Consider the following 20,373-nt stretch of genomic DNA (forward strand, 5'->3'; position numbering starts at 1 on the left):
GATGATTGATTCATATTTAAAACAGTTCAGAAGATACTGGGCCGCTACTGCACAACAGCTTGAACTATCCTCAGAGGATTCCATAGCTATTCTTGATAGATTAGAAGTTCATTACAGTGAGCCTCATCGGCATTATCATACAGTGCAGCATATCGTTGAATGTATGGAACACTTACAATTGGTTCTACCAAATTTAAAAGATCCTTTGTCAGTCTCTATGGCTCTTTGGTTTCATGATGTCATTTATGAGCCTAAGGCACACGATAATGAACAACAAAGTGCTGATCTGATGCTGAACATCATATCTCCTCACATGGAGATGATGAGATGTGAGAAAATTCATCAGTGGATATTAGCGACCAAAGAGCATCGTTGTGCATCTGATTCGGATCTTAACTATTTACTTGATATTGATCTTGCAATTCTCGGTTCAAACGCCAAACGTTTTGAAGAATATCAACAGCAAATTCATCAAGAATTCAGTTGGGTACCCTCTGAAATTTATACATTAAAACGAAATGAAGTTCTTAATAGCTTTTATCAAATGGAATCCATTTATAAAACAGCATATTTTCATGACACTTTAGAAAATCAAGCCAAACAAAATTTAGAACGAGCATTCGTTAGGCTGATTTGAAAGCAGCTAATGCGCGCTGTCGACTCATCTTTAAATCAACAATAGGTTTTGGATAATTGAGTTTAAGATTCGGATATTTAGCATAAGGCTCATGAATGATTTTCGCATCAAGATGAGCTAATTCAGGTATCCATTTGCGAATATAATCACCTTGACTATCAAATTTTTGTGATTGACTAATGGGGTTAAAAATACGGAAATAAGGTACAGCATCTGTACCTGTTGAAGCACACCATTGCCAGCCACCATTATTTGCCGCTAAATCCCCATCTATCAAATGTTGCATAAACCATTGTTCGCCTTTACGCCAGTCGATGAGCAAATTCTTACTAAGGAACATGGCGACAATCATTCTGACACGATTGTGCATCCATCCTGTTTCAAGCATTTGACGGATTCCAGCGTCCACAATTGGAATCCCAGTTTGTCCAAACTTCCAAGCATTTAATTCATCGGGTGCGTCACGCCATGGCACATTAGACGTGTTTAAATTGAATGGTTGATATTTCGATAATCTTGGAAAGTCAAACAGGATATGTTGATAAAATTCTCGCCATAATAACTCATCTAACCAAGTTTGTTGACCATCAGAGTAGAGATGAAAATTGCCATTTGAGCGACTAAAAATTGCAGCCAAACATTGTCGAATCGAAATAATTCCTAGATTTAAATACGGTGATAATTGACTGGTTGCATCAATGTTTGGAAAGTCGCGTTGTTGTTTGTACGTCTCTAAATTCTCATCAACAAATTTCTCGAGCATTTGTAGTGCAAATGACTCTCCAACAGGCCATTGATATTTAATCTGAGCATCAGGATAAAAATCATGTATCGATGGAATTTTGGAGGTATGAAAGCGTTGTATAAGCTCATGAGGCTGTACTTTAGGTACAGGGAGTGGTTGAGGAACAGAGATATTCAAGATTTCATAGCATGCACGTTTATAAGCACCAAAAACTTGATAAGGCTGGTGCGCCTGATTACGAATTGATTCAAGTGGGAAAATTGTGCGGTCATGATAATACTCGACAGTTACTTGATGCGATTCTAATAAGGTCTGCACTTGTGCATCACGATGTAACTCATTCACGCCGATTTCAATGTTGGCGTGTATCACAGTAACTTGATATTTATTTGCGAAAGTTAATAATCTAGCTGGTACATCGTCCCATTGGGGAACGATTTCCACCATAAGTGGGATATTAAATTGCTTTAACTCAATTTCAAGTGATTTAAGTTGGCGAAGATAAAAGTCAATTTTAATCACTGCATCATCATGCAATTTCCATTGTTCAGGCGAAAGTATCACCACTGCACAAGTATTCCCATGCTGGGTTGCCTCCATTAACGCCGTGTTGTCCCTAACTCTTAAATCCTGACGAAACCAAATGAGATTCATATGATTAATATCCAAATATCCTCAGGAAATTATAAGAATTTGAATCATTTAAATCGTTAAGCATTGTAATTTTTTGCATAAAAAAAAGGCGAAGCAGAAGCTTCACCTTTTTGTCCTAAAATCCGTAGATCTTAGTGGTGGTGACCACCTACACCGTGAACGTGACCGTGATCTAACTCTTCTTGAGTTGCTTCACGGATTTCAACGATTTCAACATCAAATGTTAAGTCTTGACCAGCAAGCGGGAAGTTAGCATCAACGATTACGTTTTCGCCTTCAACAGCTTTAACAGTCACAATTTGAACGCCATCATCAGTTTGCGCTTGGAATTGCATACCAGCTTCGATGTTGTCTACGCCTTGGAACATTTGTTTAGGTACTTCTTGAACTAAATCAGTGTTGTACTCACCATAAGCTTCAGCAGCAGGAATCGTTACTGTGAATTTGTCACCAGTCGTTTTACCTAACATTGCTTTTTCTAAGCCAGGGATAATGTTGCCAGCGCCTTGCAAATATGCAAGTGGTTCACCTTGAGATTGATCGAGAGTTTCACCCTCTGCATTAGTCAATTTATAGTTAAATAAAACCACAAGGTCATTTGCAATAACTGTCATGTTAATGATCCATTCAAATATTTTAAGGGTACATCATAAAGTGAAAACCAATTTTTGTAGACAATTTTCTAAAAAAAATGCAGTTTCGATAATTTATAACGCTTAAATATTACATTGGGGCGTCTTTTAGATTTTTCAATGCAATTTGATTTTAGGTGCTATTTTTCTGGTCACAAAATCTTTGGCTGTGAGTAACCCTGCCTGTGCATAACCATAAATCGTGGCTTGATGCAGTCGGTAAAGAGATACATACATCGACTTCGCCACAAATCCTTGAACATTGACCTGACCTAGTAATTCGCCGACTGCTTTATTCTCACTTAAAGACACAAGTGAACCTTTGTCAGAAAAATTGAACATCGGTTGTGATCTTCCTGAAATTCGCGCTTTCATAGCATCAACGAGGAAAGCAGCCTGTTGACTTGCAACTTGCGCACGCGGTCCTAAAGCTGTTTCACGGGCATCTAAAATACAGTATGCGCAATCACCGAAAGCAAACACATTCGGATCTGCTTTTGTTTGGAGTGTTGCAAATACGTGTAAGCGACCCATACGATCTTTTTCGAAGCCTTCTAGGTTTTGAATCACTGCTGGAGTTTTAATGCCTGCAGCCCAAACTTTTAATTGTGCTGGAATTGAACTTCCATCATTAAAGTAAATTTGATCAGCATCCACTTTTTCGACACGCTTAGACGTTAAAATATCCACATTCATGCGCTTAAGCTGCTTAGTGCTGTGGTCTGACATTTTTTCAGAAAGAGCCGGTAAAATACGATCAGCGCCTTCGATTAACGAAATTTTGACGTTTTTAGGATCAATTTTATTAAGACCATATTTAAAGAAGTTTTGTTTGGCTTGAACTAATTCAGCTGCAAGCTCAACACCCGTTGCACCTGCACCTATAATGCCAATATGCAGCTCACGATGGTCATTGTTATTTTGAGCTTCGATATAAAGATGAAGTAGATGCTGCTGGAACTGTTCAGCCTGTTTTGGATTATCTAAATAGTGACAATGTTCTTGCACACCTGAAGTATTGAAATCATTGGAAACCGAACCAACCGCTAGAATAAGAGTGTCATAACTTAGCGTTAAATGATCAGTCGATTGATCATAGGTTGACGCCACAGGTTTGAGCAATTGAATGGTCTTGGCTTCACGATCTAATTGTTCGAATTTACCCAATACAAACTCATAATGATGCTTCGCAGCATGACCAAAATAGTTTGTTTCTTCATCACTTGGGCTTAACGTACCTGCTGCAATTTCATGTAAAAGTGGTTTCCAAATATGTGTAAGCTTTTGGTCAACTAATGTAATTTTTGCTTTTTTAGATTTGCCCAGCGTGTCACCCAGTTGTGTTGCTAGTTCTAAGCCACCAGCACCACCACCCACAATGACAATATGATGAAGATTCGACATTTAATATTCCTATTTTTATAGCGTCATAAATAAAAAAGAGATGGGGGTTAATATGCCATCTCTTTTTTAAAGAATTGTTCTTTTTGTATTACAAGTTACAGATTTACAATAAAAAACTGCAATCAGTTTAAAGGATAGATTTTTGCTTGATTTGCACTGCTAGATCCGAAACTAAATAATTGTTTAAACCAATTCAAAATACTTTCAAACCATGATGCTTCATCAATTTGAAGTTCATCCTCAATCAATACCGTTTGAATGAGTCGATTATTTTGATAGATATGAATACGTGCCAACTGCTGAATTTGCGCTATAGGTGCGGTTAATGATTGTGTTAGTAGCTCGACGTTCATATGCGTTTGAGTTTGCTGTAAAGGCTCAAGAGCTGAAGTTAATCCAAAAGCATCTGTTTGAATCAAACGATGAGTTTGATTGTCAAAATTACGCATATCAATCATTTGATTCGTGTTATACAAAGAGGTCGTCACGATACTTGGCTTTTTAGTTTCGACTCTGAACATTTTTAAGGTCGATGCGACTACAGGGAGTTCAGCAATTAGTTGCTTATTTTTAATTGCAATTTCATTGCGTGTATAAGCATAGGATAGGTTTAAAAGTTGATGTGCGATTTCAGCGCGTTTGAAGCCACTTTGAGCACCGAGTACCACAACAATAAGTCTTCTTTGATTGAGCTCAAATTGTTGAGTTGGTCGGTTGGCTGTAAGTGCAAGGTTATAGCCTGCAGCACGAGTAAACCCTGTTTTTAAACCATCAACAGTAGCATCTTGTTTTAGTAAGATATTCGTTGCACGGTGAAAATGCTGATTGTAAGTAAAACTTTGCTGTTTCGAGTAGTCAAGGTAATCGGGTGTTTCATTGGTGAGTGCTTGTGCGAGCACGGCTAAATCATGCGCTGTTGAATAGTGCATATCCATTGTAATGCCCGCAGGATTGGCAAAGTTTGTATCTTTCATGCCAATTGCTTTGGCTTCTTGATTCATGCGTTGAACAAATGCAGGCACTGATCCTGAAATTCGTTCAGCCAATGTGACAGCAGCATCGTTGGCAGACATGATAATTAAGCCTGCTAAAAGCTGATCAATCGTAATTTGTTGAGTCGGCTTCAGATACATCTGAGACTCATCCCATTGAACTACATTGACAACTGGTGTGGCAGTAATAACTTCATTTTTGTTAATTTTACCTGCTTGAATGTCTTTCAGAACGATGTATGCCACCATCATTTTGGTTAACGAAGCTGGTGCACGTTGGACATGGCTATTGTGTTCAGTAATGACTTGACCTGATTGTGGATCTAAGACAGTCCATGCTTCAGCTTCTAAACTTTCTGGTGCAACTTCGAACAAGGAAGCATGTGTGATATTTACAATAAAAAAACTAAAAATTATGAGTAGAGCAGAGTAGAGTTTCAACGGGTTTACCTATATAAGCCAATCCAATGGCATAGATCATCAAGCACACCGCATGCTATGCCTTTTTTTTCTGAAACTCTAGTCAGATTTGTAGACAATTAATACGAATCGCGCAACTCCAAGTAAAAAAATGCTACTCTAAATACAAGTTGGTTCTATAGTTTCTCAATTAAGACATTATGTTGCATTATCAGATCGAATTTGACGACTTTCGTCAGCATCTCATTCACGTTACTGTTCGTTTCGTTGCTCAACCAACTCAAGTATTGAGCTTGCCAACTTGGATTCCAGGAAGTTATCTCATTCGAGAGTTTTCAAAACATATTGAGTCTGTTCGTGCCTATGATGAAGATGGTCGAATACTCAAGATTCGTAAAAATGAAAAAAATAAGTGGCAGTTATTTAATACTGATTTTGAGCTGATTACGGTTGAGTACGACGTCTATGCATACGACCTCTCAGTACGTGGTGCTTATGTTGATGAAACACGCTTATATGTGAATCCTGCTTGTGCATGTTTAGGTTTAGAAGGACAAGAAGATAAAGCGGTAGAAGTTGAGTTATTTTTGCCAGATGAATTGAAACATTTCCAACTCGCTACAGGATTGGCATCTAAAAGTTTAGTGCGTGGTCGCTATACGCTTAAGGCAAAAAACTACGCTGAATTGATTGATGCACCATTTGAGCTTGCAGATCAAACTCGTTTTGCTTTTGAAGCAAATGGTATTCCACATGATTTTGTGGTTTCTGGCAAACATGCGATGAATGTCCAACGTATGAAACAAGACATTGAGAAAATCTGTGCGACAGAAATATCCATGTTTGGTTCAGCACCATTTGAAAACTACACTTTTATGACCATCGCGACGGGTAACAGTTATGGTGGTTTAGAGCACCCGAACTCAACCAGTTTGATTTCTCCACGTGATGATCTACCTAAGTCCAATGAGCCTGTTGAACCTTCCGCTGATTATCAGCGTTTCTTAGGTTTGTGTAGCCATGAATATTTTCATTCATGGTTGGTGAAATTTATTCGCCCTGAAAATTTTGTGAATTATGATTTAGACAAAGAAGGCTATACCTCTTTGTTATGGATTTTTGAAGGCTTTACGTCCTACTATGATGATTTAATTCTACTTCGTAGTGGTGTGATTTCTCAGGAATCTTACTTGAAGTTGTTAAAGGCGCAGATCGATCGTTATTTGCAAAATCCAGGTCGTTTTGTTCAAACTGTTGCAGAGTCAAGTTTTGATGCATGGGTCAAATTCTATCGTCAAGATGAAAACTCTAACAATTCTGGCACAAGTTACTATAACAAGGGTTGCTTAGTAGCGCTGTGTCTAGATTTAGGTTTACGTTTAAGAGGTTCAAGTCTTGATGCATTGATGCGTAAGCTGTATGAAAATGCGCAACAGGGTATACAGGTTCATGAACGTACCATCTATGAACTATGCCAAGAATTAACAGGTGATGATTGGTCTGAACAAATTAACCATTTGATTAATACCACGGATGAGTTACCGCTTGATCAGTTGTTCCCTGAATTTGGCTTAGACTATGTTTTAAAGCATGATAAATCTTTACCATTTGGTTTAAAACTTGTAGATAAACCTGAAGGTGTATTAATTCAGTCTGCTCGTCGTGATGGCGCTGGTGTTAAAGCTGGGCTTTCTGCTCATGATATTATCATCGCAGTTGATGGTTTAAAGGCGACCACTAAGCAACTCGACAAGTATGCAAAATTGGAAGTTACTTTTAATGTACATGCTTTCCGTCGTGATGAATTAATGCAATTTGAAGTTCAATCAGGTGGTAGTGAACTCACTGAAGTGGAACTTAAGGTTACAGATCAATCTAAAGTTGATAAATGGCTTAAAGCTTAATTTAACTTAGGATTTAAAAAAACCAGTGTTTATGCACTGGTTTTTTTTTGAAAAGTTTTATGAAAAAATTGAAAATTAAAAACAGATAATATAATAATGATATTTATATATAATTTTATCAAAATCAAAATGTTAAATAATTTTTCTGAAAATAAGAAGCAACTTTACTCTATGGTTGTTTTATGTTTAGTATCATTGTTAGTTTATTTTAAGACAAGTAGTGATCCTATATTTTCATTAATTCAAGGTACTTTTTTAGAAAGCTTTTTTTATCAATTTGCAGAAGGGAATAACATATTAAATGCATTGAGTATTGGTATATTAGTTAGTTCAATTTTTTGGTATTTAAATATTTATTTACCAGAAAATAGAGTTAAAAACTCCAAGTTAAAGAGATTAAATAAAGCTTTGATGTTAATTATTGAAGCAAAAAATGGTAATCCGTACAGTTGGGATAAACATTATATTCATTGCCTACCATTTGAGAAAAAACATTTAATTTTCTTAAAAGAAGTAAAAGATCAATTGGATAATAAAAAAATTTATAATTCATTAGCAGAAAAAGCTTTTTATGAAATTTGTGAATCGTCTTTTGAACTTTTTAATTTTTTGAGCATAACTGCTAACGAAGTATCTCCTAAGCATGGTGAACTTTGGGATTCAATGGCTAGAAACATTGCACAAATTGGTAAATTTTATCCAGAGTTTCATAGAAAAAAATTGACTCAGGTTGGCGCTTAGGAGATAAAAAACAAGATTTCTCAAGTGGTTTATTTGAACTCAATATGACAGAGCTACTAGAAAAGATAGAGAAATGGATTGATTTAGATTGAAGGATGTCTTCTAAAATCAATTACCCCGATAGGTTGAATAACCATATGAACTTAATAACAACGGAATATGGTAATGATCTAAACTACCATCAATCACAAAAACCACTGGCACTTCTGGGAAGAAAGTACGTTTGTTATTTGCTTTAAACCAGTCACCAGTTTTAAAAGTTACTCTGTAAACACCTTTTTGAAGATCTGTTTCGGCTGGATATAGAGCCTTGATACGACCATTTTCATCCGTTTTAGCTTCGTTGAGCTTTATCCATTTTTCACCCTGCTGCGCTTCAAGGGTAACTGCAATATTAGAAGACGGAAGACCAGTTTCTTGATTAAGCACATGAACACTTAAAGGATTTGCCAAAGTGAATGTTGAGAATGCAAAACCTGAAAGAGCAAGCGTAAATTTTTTCATAAGTATCAACTCACAATAAGCAAATAATCGAAAAAGTGTACTTAAAATGAGAGATTATTTAAGTTAATTTATGTATAAAAAAAGGATGCAATCGCATCCTTTTTACTTTTTATACAATAGCTTGAGCTTAGCGTGCGCGTCCACGTGGAGCTTTTGTATTTGGGCGAGTAGTACCATTGGTCTTACGACGTGGTTTCTCATGTTCTTCCATTTGCCAAATACGTTTAGTACCCGATTTTTTCTTAGTACCATCTTTATTGACTTTCTTATTAATCGGCTTGCCACCTGTACCGCCTGGTTTCTTCACATAAGAGCGTGAGCGGTATGGCTCTTCTGCAGGAACATTTTGAAAGTCAGGATAAAGTAATGGTTCAATTTCTCTAGTTTCGCCAGATTCAAGACCCATCTGTACTAAGTCTATTGATCCAATTTTAGTGCGAATAAGACGTAAAGTTGGGAAACCTACTGCTGCAGTCATACGTCGAACTTGGCGGTTACGACCTTCGCAAATCGAAATTTCAACCCAAGAAGTAGGTACAGAAGCACGGAAACGAACAGGAGGATCACGATCCCATAACCACTCAGGCTGTTCAACTTTTACAGCTTTTGCGGGTAGAGTCATACCGTCTTTAAGCTCTACACCTTTACGAAGCTGTTCTAAAGCCTCTTCAGTCACATCACCATCAACTTGAACCAAATAAGTTTTAAATTTCTTATTGGCAGGGTTGGTAATGTACTGATTTAAACCACCATGGTCGGTTAAAAACACTAGACCTTCAGAGTCCATGTCTAAACGTCCAGCAAGACGTAAAGTCGGATCGTCAACGAAATCAGACATTGTCATATGCGCTTCGTCTTTACGAAACTGGGAGAGAACGCCATAAGGTTTATTGAGAATGACGATTTTCATATAAAAACTTCAATAATGTGCAAATAGTGAAAGGTCTGACTTATCAAGAATTTATGAACATCCTGAATTGATCTGAGGATTCGATCATTGAAGTCAAACAAAATAAATCGGGGAATTGGTAACTATTATGCGTGATTCAAAAAAGAAAGTATCGTATTGATCAAAAAAAATATGTAATTCTGACGATTTAATCGGTATAAGCAGGCTTTTATTGGTTTCTGACAAGTGCTTTTAATTTAAACAATACAATGCAAACGTCGATCAGACGCTAAAATTTAACTCAATTTAAGATGTTAGGTTGTATATGAAAAAAAGGATTATCGGATCACTCATTGCAATCAGTTGGATGCTTACTGCTTGTCAGCCCCCAAATTCAGGCGCAACAGCAGGAATACAATATCCATATTTATACTGGAAACTTCAACAGCAAGCGTTGACAGAGCCGTTGGCGATACCCGTTGAAGGAGTCAAAGTAACTCAAATAGCAGATACTTGGGGGGCAGCACGTTCAAATGGTCGTACACATCAAGGAATTGATATTTTTGCCAAACGAGGTACGCCTGTATTGAGTACAACACAAGGTATTGTAAGTCGTATCGGCACAAATAGTTTGGGAGGTAAAGTCATCTGGGTGGTAGGACCTCAGTTAAGTCGCCATTACTATGCACATTTAGATGAATATGCAGCACACATCCAAGAAGGTGACTGGGTTGAAGTCGGTGAAGTATTAGGATATGTGGGAAATACTGGCAATGCGATCAATACACCTCCACATTTACATTATGGGATTTATTTAACGAGTGGTGCTACAAATCCATATCCATATTTAAAACCAGATTTAAAACCAGAGGAATAAGTCTCGTTAATACAAGTAAACAAATGAGAGAGCCTTGTAAGCCTCGTAACATATATCAATTTTAATCCTCTGAAATTTAAATAGCTTACACAATGGAAGTTACGATGCAGTATTTTGATACAGCTCTATGCTCGCAGTTTCGTGCAAAAGGGTTATGGTTATTTGTATTGGTCTAATTCAAGTGAAAAAGAATTCAAGATCAGTATCAAAATCTGATAATCATGGAGATATGAAATGAGTAATCAATACAATCAAGATCAAAATGAGCAACAGCAACAAAATCACCAGCAACGTCAACAAGGTCAACAGCCACATCAACAGCAACCCAATCAGCAGCAACAGCAACAAGATCAACAGCAGCAGAATCAGCAACAGTCCCGTCAACAATCACAACAGCAATCTGATTTAGATCAACAAAATCGTTAATCCATTAATCATGAATTGAATGGGAATTTAGGGATGAATGCCCATTCTTGTCAGTAAATTCAAGCATTAACAATTTAAAGTGAATGACACGAGGAAGATAAGATATGGCGAATAAGTCCAAGTTAAAAATTAAAGATTTAAAAGATCAAATTAAATCGAGACTTAAGAAAATTTCTAAGCATGAATCTAAGTTAAAAGATTTAAAGAAAGCGCTCAAAAAGCGTAAATAGCAAAAGACCCTCATGTGAGGGTTTTTTTATGGAAGATCATTAGAAATATACAGTTTATGAACGAATCTTTGTGAAGCAATAATTTATAGTCAAGATTGAAATTAATCTATGATTTGAAATGATAAAAGATTATTATTCTCAATTAGAAGTTTGGAAATATTAGGGTGTATTTATGAAAATGTATCAAGTTGATGCCTTTACTACAGCGTTGTTTAAGGGGAATCCTGCAGCTGTAGTGGTCAGTGAAGAATGGCTTGATACATCACTCATGCAAAATATTGCATTTGAAAATAATTTGGCTGAAACGGCTTTTGTTAAAATTATTGATGATGAAAATTATGAAATCCGTTGGTTTACACCTAAAGTTGAAGTCGATTTTTGTGGTCATGCCACTTTGGCGAGCAGTTATGTACTTTTTAATGAGTATACTCAAGCGAAAAAAATTAAATTTCATGTCAAAGATTTAGGAATTTTTACCATCACTCGACAAGATGATGGAAAAATTACAATGAATTTCCCTGTTCGAATCCCTCATTTAACTGAAGAGTTTCCTGAGTTATTAAAAGAAGTGGTTGATCGTCCAATCAAGGAAATTTATCTAAATCAACAAGCTTATATTTTAGTCTTGGAAAGTGAACAAGATGTGCTTGATGCCAAACCTAATTTTGCCAATATTAATGCAATTGCTGAAGCATATGAGGTTAGTACTTGTATTACAGCATCCGATCATCCCGATATTGCTATAACTGCAGCATCAGAACAATATGATTATGTGGCACGTTATTTTGCACCACATAAAGGCATCAATGAAGATCCTGTAACAGGTTCTATGCATACAGGATTAGCACCCTTGTGGGCTGAGAAATTGAATAAAACAGAACTTATTGCTTTTCAAAGCTCAGAACGAGGTGGCGTGTTGTATTGCCAACTTAAAGAGAATCAAAGAATTGAAATTTCTGGCTATGCCAAACTTTATATGAAAGCTGAAATTTACCTTTAAAGCATAAACCCTATTGATCATACCCTTGTCAGGCGTGTGATCAATTTTTTTATATCAATAATTGGAAGAACAATGCTAACTCGTTTTAAAAAACTTTCACTTACTTTAATGATCGTTGCGGTCAGTTCTAGCGGTTTAGCACAACCTGTTTTGGTCAAGACTGAACAAAATATTGAAGAATACAAACTAGAAAATGGTTTACGGGTAATTTTGGCACCAATACCTAAAGAAAATAAAATTTTTATGAATATGGTGTATTTAACGGGAGCTTTGAATGACCCACAAGGTAAAGGTGGTTTAGCACATTTACTTGAGCATCTCGCGTTTAAAGGCACAGAAAATGTAAAAGGAGATGAGTTTCAACGTCGTCTAGATCAGCATACGCTCATGAGTAATGCGATGACTGACTACTATTCTACCCAGTATATGAGTGTCATCCGTCCAGAAAAAAAAGCTATTGATGAAATGTTGTATCTGGAGGCAGAGCGAATGGATAAGCTCGTACTTCAGGAAAAATTTGTTCCGTCAGAAATCGCAATCGTAAAACGAGAGCGTGAGGTTCGAATGGATCAACCTTTTTCAGTATTGATGGATCAAATTTGGAAATCTGCTTACGGAAATCAGTATCTAGGTCGTCTACCGATTGGTGATTTAACTGAGCTTCAGTCAATCAACATGAAGGAACTGAATCAATTTTACCGACAATGGTATGCACCGAATAATGCAGTTCTAGTGATTGCAGGTAAATTTAATAAAGCGGATATCCTGAAAGCAGTGGATAAAAATTTTAATCAAATTCCTGCGCGTCAAATTCCTGAGTCAACCCAAGTTCCAATGCTTGATTCGACCAAGATCAAAGATCGTCAATTTATCGTGCAAAAGGGAAGTGATTTAGGCAAATACAATATTTATATCAATGGCGCCCAGCAAAAAACACAGACCGCACTCGCTTTAGCACCTTATTTATTTACAATGCAACCTAGTGGTCATTTGTACAAAGATATTGTGGAAACAGGTACAGCTACACAGGTTCAATCGACGACATGGTTAACACCTGATTTTAATCTTGTTTTTATGGGGGCAGTGTATGCTCCTAATCATGATGAGAAAAAAGTTGCCCAGTCTCTAGAAAAAGGAATTGAGAAAAAGCATCAATTTAATGAAACAGAATTAAATCGTGTCAAAAACATGATTAAAAATGGTCAAGAGAGCATGATGACCAATGCCTCTTCTGTGGGTGGTTTCATTAGTGATTATGTGGTTTCATCCAATGGGGATTGGACAAAATATTTTAAAGACCAAGCAGAGATACAAAGTTTAAATGTCGATCAGGTTAATCAGGCAATAAATCAATTCTTGGTTGCTGAGCATCGTATTTCGGGAGACATACAACCTACGCCTGAGGATCAAAAAAAGGCACTCGAGCTAGACGCTCATGAGCAAGAGTCAAAAACTTTAGATCAAGTGACAACTCAAGAAGAGCCTTTAAAAGACCCAGCTGTGTATAAAGCTGAAGTGGCTGAGCACCTAAAAAATTCCAAACAGTATGTTGAAAAGTTAGAGAAAAAAATCAAGCGTGGTACTTTGAAAAATGGGATGCAGTATGCACTATTCCCAACGTCAACACGCGATGACAAAACTTACGCATCGATATCTTTAAATTTTGGGACAGCACAATCACTTAAAAACCAAGGTGAAGCGCTAGGCTTTATGTCTTATTTGCTATTGAGAGCATCTGAGCAGTATAGCCTGCAAGATATTGCAGACAAATCAATCGAGGCGGGTGGACGAGCATCTGCTTCAGCTGTTGCTAATGGTATTGTGATTAACGTATCTGCGAAGAAAGAAAAATTTCCAGAATTCTTCAAGTTTATTGTCGACGTTATGAATAATCCGAAATTTGAGCAAAGTCAGTTTGACCTCATCAAATCGCAAACATTATCGTCATTAAATCGACCATATACAGAGCCTGAAACTGTTGCAGGACTGACTATCGCTAGAATCGTAGAGCGATATGAACCAGGTGATTTGCGATATCATTTTGAACCTGAGCTAGCAAAGCAGCAAATTGAAACCATCACCAATGATCAAATTAAAGCTTTGTACCAAAAGTATTTTACAACTCAAAATGGTCAAATATCGGTGACTGGCGATTTTGATGACAAAGCCATTCTGAAATATTTGAATTCATCTTTAGGTCAGTCTAAGACAAAAGAACCATACCAACGTTTGCAGGGTAGTCATATAGATTATCCTGCTCAAAAAGTTCATGCGCTGGCTGAACAGCGTCAATTTGGTAATTATCAAGCGGTTATTGCCATTCCAGTGGGTAATAATCATCCTGATGCAGAAGCATTATATGTGTTGAGCCATATTCTAGGCGAGTCACAATTATCATCACGCCTTGCCATGGAGTTACGTGAAAAAAATGCGTTGGTTTACAGCTTTGGAAGTAGTTTGAGTTTGGATAATTTTATCAATGCTGGTGCTCTAGGTGTAAGTGCTAATTATGCAGCAGGAAAATCAGCTCAAGTTTCTCAAGGTGTGCATAAAGTATTCACTGACTTATTAAAGAATGGTGTGACGGAGCAAGAGCTTGAAGCGGCTAAAGCCAATATTATGAAACAGCGTGTCACGAATTTAGAGGATGAGCGCCGTATTCATCGTGGATTGAACAGTCAGCTTGAGCAAAATAAAACACAGCTTTCAAGACTAGAGCGAGATCAGGCATTTGCAAAACTGACGAAGCAAGATATAGATGCAGTGATCAAAAAATATATTAAGCCTGAGTTTTTGGTTGAAGTTATGGCAGATCAGTATGGTAAACCACAACCTGAAATGATTTTAAAGCCTAAAACTTAGAGCCACAATGTACGTTTCAAAAAGGCTCATTCGATCGTGAATGAGCCTTTTTTTTTTTAAAGCTTATAAAATTGCTGCGCATTTTTACAAAATATCTGTTCAACAACATCTGAATTATAGGTAGCGACAATGTCGCTAAAGGCATCAATGATATTTGTGAGTGATGTGCTCACTTTATCCATCGGGAAGTTGGATGCAAACATGACACGATAAGGCCCAAAACATTGTAAAGCATGAATAATCATAGGAGAGACCAATTCAATGATTTGTTGTTTAGATGCTAGTGTTCGTCGTGTATGAAATTGATGACCTAAAACAGGCATGAAGAGTCCAGACATTTTTGTATATACATTCGGACATTGAGCTAATTCTGCAAGATCTTCTTTCCAGTGGAAATAGATATTGTCTCGCGCAGTTTGGGTGATTCCTGTGTGTTTACCTACTGGGCCGAATAAACCTGCTGGTGTGCCCAAATGGTCTAAGACAATCGAAGTCTCAGGAAAACGTTTTGCCAAAGCAATAACATCTTTAAGCTGGCTAGAATAAACCCAAGCATCAAAGCTTAAATTGTACTGGGCTAAGGCTTCAAAACCTTTTAAAAATTTTCGATCAGTGTAGAGGTGGGGATCATCGTTCCATGCATGAATTCCAGGATCTTCATGATGTGCAGCCATTTTTCGAATACCACGAAAATGCGGAGATGCCTTTTTATGCATTTTAAGAATTTTTTTGAAATTACTTTCACGAGGATCAGCTGTTGCAACGATTCCAGCCAATTTGATGTTTTCTTGAGAAAAAGGAAGCTGCTGAATAAATTGCGTTTCTTCTACAACGCCAGTCCCTTTTTGATGATGCCAGCTGGCTTCGACATGTACAACACGGCTCACAGTATAGTGTCCAATGTCTTTGTGGTAATCCGCTGGTAAATAGGGTGCTGTGATGTAATCTGTAAGTCCTACTGTATCAATTAAATCTTTAGGTTTTACGAGACGAACGACTTTATCCAATATTTTTGGATGTTTTCCAAAAAGCTTAACAGCTAAAGCGGCAGCATGCGGTGTGTGATAAGGATCCCATTGATGGATATGAGCATCGACGATGGGAAAGTTGAGTTGATTCATCGCTATCCTTAGTTGAGTCATCAATAAGAATAACATACGAGAAATTGATCAATTTTTGAATTGCATTTTCGTTTGAATATTAGAGTTTAAGCATTAAAAAAGCCCCCTATAGGAGGCCCAATGCACACAATGCAAATCTATTTAATGTTCGTGGTCATGTTTATTTGCATGAAACTCTTCATTACGACGGAAGCGAAGGTAGTTCTCAAACTGTTCGCAGTATTCGTCATAATTATCTTCAAGCATCATATGAAACTGTTGCATGATATAAGACATCACTTGTTCTTTAGCATCACGCATTTCATTGCCATCTTTAAAGTTATTGGCAGCAACCCATGTATTAAAACGAGCAGTACCAAATAGCATCGCAGCACTGACTTGACCACGAGCATCGGCTGGTTTAACAGTAGAACCTTTTTCAACACGGCAAAATTCATTGGCTTGCTTAATAAATTCATCAGCACGTTCGAAGAAAATCGCTTTCAATGCTTCTTCTTCAGTGACATCAGTCGCTTGAATCTTTTGAACCATGAATTGTTCCTAATAAATAACTTAATTCAAGCACTATTATAGGCAAAGGCTTGCATAAACTAAACCTTTCACTTAATCTAAAAATAGCCTAAGTAATTTTTTTATGAGCTTTTCTATGCAAGATGCTATCGCAGTTCAAAGTTTAAAAAGTGATATTGCGTTACTGAGACAGAATATTTGGCCACCTGTTGATCTTGCGAATGTCGAAGGTCTTCCCATTTATTATGGAAGCAAAGAGCAAGTAGCTGCTTATTACCAGCAGTGGACAGGTCTAATCGAAAGGGCACAAGATTTATTTCAACCTTTTATGGAAGATGAGGTTTTAGATGCCATTCATTTACCGAGTCATCTAAATTTACCGCTGTTTTATTTTCATGTAGACCGAATTCGCATTAACAAAACACGTGCAAAGGAATCAAAGACTTTTCGTGGTATTGCTAGTGTATTAGAGAAGTGTGGACAGTTTGAACCTGAACAAGTTTTGGCAATGAGTCGTTGGTTGGATCATGATGACACTGCTGCATTAGTTGCGCATCGCGAATTTATAGATTTAAGAACTTATGTATTTCAGCATGGGCAAAGTGAATATACGAGAACACGTTTTTATGTAAATGGTATTGTCTTAAGTGTTGAGCCTCATTTCGAGTTGGTTGATGCTCGCGATAAACCACGTAAGCAACGAAATGACTCATATAGCGATCCATTGGCGGATAACAACACGTGGCGTATTTATGGAAAATATCGTTAGTTGGGCTGATTGAACTTAGTTTAGACATTAGAATCAATGATTAGCTACTTTATAAGTACAAAGCTTCTACGATCAATATCCAAACCTATTGATAAGTATTGTTTAAAATAGTCATCACAAAAAATAACTAATTTAAAGAATGATGACTGAAAAGATTAAACAATTTAAAAAGGCGTGGATGTTATTTCGTCAATATGATGAAAATGGATTAGGTGTATTCTTCGTTTTAGCCATACTTCAAATTTTAATTATCGGTACAAGTGTTGGTTTACCGTATTTGTTTAAGCTGCTGATTGACCAGACCAGTGAACCTGATCATTACTATTCGATTCAAGACTTTTTTCAAATTCATCTGCTCTATTTATTCGCCGTGGCTTATGCACTCGCTTGGTTTATCAATGAAGGGATGAAGAATGTAAATAATTTTGCCATGTCTATGATGATCAGAAATGTTGATGCATCCATGCTTAAAGCTGGTGTATTTAATTTTCTAGATTTGAAATTAAAAGATCAACGTCAACAAGATATCGGTGTATTTAATGCAAATTTAATTCGTGGCAGCGAAGCACTTGGTACAATTATTTTTACTATATTTTTTGTCATTGTACCTACGGTATTTAAAATCTTAGGTATGGTGTATGTGCTTGGAAATACGATCAATCTTGAATTTGGTGTGTATTTTTTCGTATTCTCAGCTTGTACAGTTGCTTTATCGCTCATCATTACCTTTAAGACACAAGATATCTTTACGATTATGTATGGTGCTCGAAATCAACTGAATCAATTTGTGATTGAAAAACTACAACAAAGTTATGATATCAAACTCAGTCATTCGAAATATTACGAATTTGAAGAGTTTAGCCGCAGAATCGATGACTATAAAATAAATACTCAGGATACCTATAAAAAACTTCAGTATCTCATGATATATCAACTGTTATTTGTGTCATTTTTTCTTTTGGTATTCATGGTTTTGTCAGTCTATATGTTTGAATATCAAAGTTTTAGTTCAGGTGATTTTGTTTTAGTCAGTACCTATATTATAGGTTTAACCATTCCTTTAATGATGATGTCTCAAAATATCATTCATTTGAAAGGTCATATTGTGGCTATTAATCAGTACCTAGAATATTTTGAATTGGAACATGAGTCATTCAATACGAATGATCTAACAGCTGAGGAACAGAAAGAAAGTGCGGTGGCGTATTCATTTCAAAGTGTGACATTTGATCTAGGTCAGCAGACGATTGAAAATTTTAATTTAGACATTGTGTGTGGAAAAATATATTTAATTCAAGGTCGAACAGGTATTGGAAAATCAAGTTTTCTTAATTATTTGGTGGGAATAGAAAAGATCAAATCTGGACGACTATTCTTTAGAAATTTAGAGATCACTTCAGTATTTTCAGAAAAGATATTTGATCAGATTGCTGTGGTCAGCCAAACTCCGATCGTATATTCAACCTCATTAAGACAAAATTTGATTCAAAATACTGAGATCAAATATTCTGATGAGGAGCTTAAACATTGGCTAAAAGAGTTCGATTTACTCCATTTGCTGGAAAAAAATCAAATTGAGTTAGACGATGATATACAAGAAATTTATAAAAACTTCTCTGGTGGTGAAAAACAACGATTGAACATCATTCGTGCATTATTAAAGCAACCAGAGCTTCTGATCTTAGATGAACCTACAGCAGCTTTAGACGAAAAAACAAGTTCGAAAATTTTAAAAATTATTCAAGAGCGAGTTGAAACGGTCATTATGATTTCTCATGAACGTATGGCGACTGAAATCGCAGATGAAATTATTGATTTCAACATCATTCTAAATTCTATCGATGAGGATTAAATGATGATTGTTGTGGCATGTATATCAATCAAAAAAAGCGATTTTTAAAATATGTATTTATTTGATTAAATTTAGTCTTGAGCAACGATTCATGTACTTGATGATAGATTTTGATGTCAGTTAAATATTTTTTAGCATGAGCTGAATGATGTTTATGCTATGAAATATTTATGATAATACAAAATCTACAGCTGCTTGCGCATGAATAGAAGTTGTATCAAATAGAGGGACTGAGAATTTTAGATCTCCTATCAGCATACAAATCTCAGTGCATCCTAAAATGATTCCTTCAGCGCCAGAAGATATTAATTCTTCGACAATATGAATATATTTCTTTTGCGAAGCTTCGCTAATCATGCCTAAACATAATTCGTTGTAAATAATATCATGAACAATTTTTCTACTCGCTTTATTAGGTGTTATTACTTTAAGTCCTTTTTCCTCCAATCTGCTTTTATAAAAATCTTGTTCCATCGTAAATGCAGTACCAAGCAGCCCAATTTTTGTAATTTTCTGGCTCATGATTTCCATGGCTGTCGCATCTGCTATATGAATAAATGGTATGTTGGTTGATTCCTCAATATAAGTTGCTACTTTGTGCATTGTATTTGTACAAAGTACTATGCCATCTGCACCTGCTTTTTCTAATTGTATGGCTTGATCTCTTAAATAGATTCCTGCATCTTCCCATAATCCTTTGCGTTGTAATTCCTCAATTTCAGCGAAATCAACGCTAATAAGAATAACCTTAGCAGAGTGTAACTTGCCAAGTTTCGTTTGAACCATCTTATTGATTTGTTGATAGTACAAATCAGTCGACTCCCAACTCATTCCACCTAATAAACCAATTGTCTTCAAGTTCGCACCTTTAAAAATTAAATATTTAATTTATCAATATAATGAAAATTATCGAGTATGAAATTGCTACTTTTTAAAATAATGACTTAATCAAAGTGAGAAAAGTTCAGCTTTTGATGTGTATTTTTAGGGATGAATGTATATAAGTTTAGCAGCAGAATTTACCAATCTTATGGTTGAGTAAGCTTCTCATCGGAAGAATTCACATTAACCCCGAACTTAGATGCCATAAATAGAGGAAAATTATTGTATTGCTGAACAATCCATGTATAGAGCATTCTAGTTCAAAATCTTGTAGGATATCAATCAAAAGGCTCATTCATGAGCCTTTTGATGAGTGATTTGA

Annotated in this window: 19 protein-coding genes; 10 read left to right on the forward strand and 9 right to left on the reverse strand. The window is 36.3% G+C overall.

Translation table 11 applies throughout. The annotated features are described in order from the left end of the window. Position 1 precedes the first annotated feature (1 nt). Positions 2-637 (forward strand): HD domain-containing protein, encoded by a 636-nt coding sequence (locus AC1M9K_RS08025; RefSeq protein WP_481588984.1) that lies wholly within the window; start codon positions 2-4, stop codon positions 635-637. Here the strand turns inward: AC1M9K_RS08025 and AC1M9K_RS08030 are convergent. From AC1M9K_RS08030 to AC1M9K_RS08045, 4 genes are all read right to left on the reverse strand, one after another. Continuing rightward, positions 624-2,036: a cryptochrome/photolyase family protein gene (locus AC1M9K_RS08030; RefSeq protein ID WP_481588985.1), complete on the reverse strand. Its 1,413-nt coding sequence runs from the start codon at positions 2,034-2,036 to the stop codon at positions 624-626. The genes AC1M9K_RS08025 and AC1M9K_RS08030 overlap by 14 nt on opposite strands. A 131-nt stretch (positions 2,037-2,167) precedes the next feature. Beyond that, positions 2,168-2,650: an FKBP-type peptidyl-prolyl cis-trans isomerase gene (locus tag AC1M9K_RS08035; RefSeq protein WP_092767151.1), complete on the reverse strand. Its 483-nt coding sequence runs from the start codon at positions 2,648-2,650 to the stop codon at positions 2,168-2,170. A gap of 135 nt (positions 2,651-2,785) precedes the next feature. Continuing rightward, a complete protein-coding gene (locus AC1M9K_RS08040; RefSeq protein WP_481586420.1) occupies positions 2,786-4,072 on the reverse strand; it encodes an NAD(P)/FAD-dependent oxidoreductase in 1,287 nt (428 codons plus the stop codon). Positions 4,073-4,194: 122 nt separating this feature from the next. Further along, on the reverse strand, positions 4,195-5,505 hold the full coding sequence (locus AC1M9K_RS08045; protein WP_481588986.1) for a D-alanyl-D-alanine carboxypeptidase family protein: 1,311 nt from the start codon (positions 5,503-5,505) through the stop codon (positions 4,195-4,197). 179 nt (positions 5,506-5,684) lie between these two features. Here AC1M9K_RS08045 and AC1M9K_RS08050 point away from each other — a divergent pair, with 179 nt between their 5' ends. Both AC1M9K_RS08050 and AC1M9K_RS08055 read left to right on the forward strand, forming a co-directional pair. Continuing rightward, entirely contained in the window at positions 5,685-7,388 is a 1,704-nt protein-coding gene (locus AC1M9K_RS08050; protein WP_481588987.1) for a M61 family metallopeptidase, read from the forward strand. 129 nt (positions 7,389-7,517) lie between these two features. Beyond that, positions 7,518-8,129, forward strand: a complete 612-nt coding sequence (locus AC1M9K_RS08055) for a hypothetical protein (RefSeq protein ID WP_180028580.1) — start codon at positions 7,518-7,520, stop codon at positions 8,127-8,129. A gap of 108 nt (positions 8,130-8,237) precedes the next feature. Here the strand turns inward: AC1M9K_RS08055 and uraH are convergent, their stop codons facing one another. After that, positions 8,238-8,633, reverse strand: coding sequence for a hydroxyisourate hydrolase (gene uraH / locus AC1M9K_RS08060; protein WP_481588988.1), 396 nt, complete (start codon positions 8,631-8,633; stop codon positions 8,238-8,240). Between the two features lie 127 nt (positions 8,634-8,760). Further along, positions 8,761-9,543 (reverse strand): rRNA large subunit pseudouridine synthase E, encoded by a 783-nt coding sequence (locus tag AC1M9K_RS08065; RefSeq protein ID WP_035268720.1) that lies wholly within the window; start codon positions 9,541-9,543, stop codon positions 8,761-8,763. Between the two features lie 304 nt (positions 9,544-9,847). Here AC1M9K_RS08065 and AC1M9K_RS08070 point away from each other — a divergent pair, with 304 nt between their 5' ends. The 5 genes from AC1M9K_RS08070 to AC1M9K_RS08090 all read left to right on the forward strand — a co-directional run bounded on the left by AC1M9K_RS08070 (position 9,848) and on the right by AC1M9K_RS08090 (position 14,917). Then, positions 9,848-10,399: a M23 family metallopeptidase gene (locus AC1M9K_RS08070; protein ID WP_035268718.1), complete on the forward strand. Its 552-nt coding sequence runs from the start codon at positions 9,848-9,850 to the stop codon at positions 10,397-10,399. 234 nt (positions 10,400-10,633) lie between these two features. Continuing rightward, positions 10,634-10,825: a hypothetical protein gene (locus AC1M9K_RS08075; RefSeq protein ID WP_035268717.1), complete on the forward strand. Its 192-nt coding sequence runs from the start codon at positions 10,634-10,636 to the stop codon at positions 10,823-10,825. Between the two features lie 104 nt (positions 10,826-10,929). Beyond that, entirely contained in the window at positions 10,930-11,055 is a 126-nt protein-coding gene (locus tag AC1M9K_RS08080) for a hypothetical protein (RefSeq protein WP_257219857.1), read from the forward strand. A gap of 172 nt (positions 11,056-11,227) precedes the next feature. Continuing rightward, positions 11,228-12,055 (forward strand): PhzF family phenazine biosynthesis protein, encoded by an 828-nt coding sequence (locus AC1M9K_RS08085; RefSeq protein ID WP_092767133.1) that lies wholly within the window; start codon positions 11,228-11,230, stop codon positions 12,053-12,055. A gap of 72 nt (positions 12,056-12,127) precedes the next feature. Beyond that, complete coding sequence (locus AC1M9K_RS08090) at positions 12,128-14,917, forward strand: M16 family metallopeptidase (RefSeq protein WP_481588989.1); 2,790 nt, start codon at positions 12,128-12,130, stop codon at positions 14,915-14,917. Between the two features lie 56 nt (positions 14,918-14,973). Here the strand turns inward: AC1M9K_RS08090 and AC1M9K_RS08095 are convergent, their stop codons facing one another. Beyond that, positions 14,974-16,038: an amidohydrolase family protein gene (locus AC1M9K_RS08095; protein WP_481588990.1), complete on the reverse strand. Its 1,065-nt coding sequence runs from the start codon at positions 16,036-16,038 to the stop codon at positions 14,974-14,976. A 141-nt stretch (positions 16,039-16,179) separates the two neighbouring features. Continuing rightward, positions 16,180-16,569 carry a DUF3144 domain-containing protein gene (locus AC1M9K_RS08100; RefSeq protein WP_481588991.1) on the reverse strand — a complete coding sequence of 130 codons (390 nt, stop codon included), beginning with the start codon at positions 16,567-16,569 and terminating at the stop codon, positions 16,180-16,182. 115 nt (positions 16,570-16,684) lie between these two features. Between AC1M9K_RS08100 and AC1M9K_RS08105 the strand changes: the two genes are divergently transcribed. Further along, positions 16,685-17,317: a hypothetical protein gene (locus AC1M9K_RS08105; RefSeq protein WP_035268706.1), complete on the forward strand. Its 633-nt coding sequence runs from the start codon at positions 16,685-16,687 to the stop codon at positions 17,315-17,317. Positions 17,318-17,495: 178 nt separating this feature from the next. After that, positions 17,496-19,169 (forward strand): ATP-binding cassette domain-containing protein, encoded by a 1,674-nt coding sequence (locus AC1M9K_RS08110; RefSeq protein WP_481588992.1) that lies wholly within the window; start codon positions 17,496-17,498, stop codon positions 19,167-19,169. 168 nt (positions 19,170-19,337) lie between these two features. Here the strand turns inward: AC1M9K_RS08110 and AC1M9K_RS08115 are convergent, their stop codons facing one another. Then, a complete protein-coding gene (locus AC1M9K_RS08115; protein ID WP_481588993.1) occupies positions 19,338-20,027 on the reverse strand; it encodes an aspartate/glutamate racemase family protein in 690 nt (229 codons plus the stop codon). Between the last annotated feature and the right edge of the window lie 346 nt (positions 20,028-20,373).

This window comes from Acinetobacter sp. 24-47-67, assembly GCF_056779735.1.

Excerpts from the sequence above, each read along its gene's own strand:
- AC1M9K_RS08035 (WP_092767151.1), bottom strand. The coding sequence starts at position 2,650 with ATGACAGTTATTGCAAATGACCTTGTGGTTTTATTTAACTATAAATTG.
- AC1M9K_RS08085 (WP_092767133.1), top strand. The coding sequence starts at position 11,228 with ATGAAAATGTATCAAGTTGATGCCTTTACTACAGCGTTGTTTAAGGGG.
- AC1M9K_RS08055 (WP_180028580.1), top strand. The coding sequence starts at position 7,518 with ATGTTAAATAATTTTTCTGAAAATAAGAAGCAACTTTACTCTATGGTT.
- AC1M9K_RS08090 (WP_481588989.1), top strand. The coding sequence starts at position 12,128 with ATGCTAACTCGTTTTAAAAAACTTTCACTTACTTTAATGATCGTTGCG.
- AC1M9K_RS08065 (WP_035268720.1), bottom strand. The coding sequence starts at position 9,543 with ATGAAAATCGTCATTCTCAATAAACCTTATGGCGTTCTCTCCCAGTTT.
- AC1M9K_RS08025 (WP_481588984.1), top strand. The coding sequence starts at position 2 with ATGATTGATTCATATTTAAAACAGTTCAGAAGATACTGGGCCGCTACT.
- AC1M9K_RS08080 (WP_257219857.1), top strand. The coding sequence starts at position 10,930 with ATGGCGAATAAGTCCAAGTTAAAAATTAAAGATTTAAAAGATCAAATT.
- AC1M9K_RS08030 (WP_481588985.1), bottom strand. The coding sequence starts at position 2,036 with ATGAATCTCATTTGGTTTCGTCAGGATTTAAGAGTTAGGGACAACACG.
- AC1M9K_RS08110 (WP_481588992.1), top strand. The coding sequence starts at position 17,496 with ATGTTATTTCGTCAATATGATGAAAATGGATTAGGTGTATTCTTCGTT.
- AC1M9K_RS08105 (WP_035268706.1), top strand. The coding sequence starts at position 16,685 with ATGCAAGATGCTATCGCAGTTCAAAGTTTAAAAAGTGATATTGCGTTA.
- AC1M9K_RS08075 (WP_035268717.1), top strand. The coding sequence starts at position 10,634 with ATGAGTAATCAATACAATCAAGATCAAAATGAGCAACAGCAACAAAAT.
- AC1M9K_RS08050 (WP_481588987.1), top strand. The coding sequence starts at position 5,685 with ATGTTGCATTATCAGATCGAATTTGACGACTTTCGTCAGCATCTCATT.
- uraH (WP_481588988.1), bottom strand. The coding sequence starts at position 8,633 with ATGAAAAAATTTACGCTTGCTCTTTCAGGTTTTGCATTCTCAACATTC.
- AC1M9K_RS08095 (WP_481588990.1), bottom strand. The coding sequence starts at position 16,038 with ATGAATCAACTCAACTTTCCCATCGTCGATGCTCATATCCATCAATGG.
- AC1M9K_RS08100 (WP_481588991.1), bottom strand. The coding sequence starts at position 16,569 with ATGGTTCAAAAGATTCAAGCGACTGATGTCACTGAAGAAGAAGCATTG.
- AC1M9K_RS08070 (WP_035268718.1), top strand. The coding sequence starts at position 9,848 with ATGAAAAAAAGGATTATCGGATCACTCATTGCAATCAGTTGGATGCTT.
- AC1M9K_RS08040 (WP_481586420.1), bottom strand. The coding sequence starts at position 4,072 with ATGTCGAATCTTCATCATATTGTCATTGTGGGTGGTGGTGCTGGTGGC.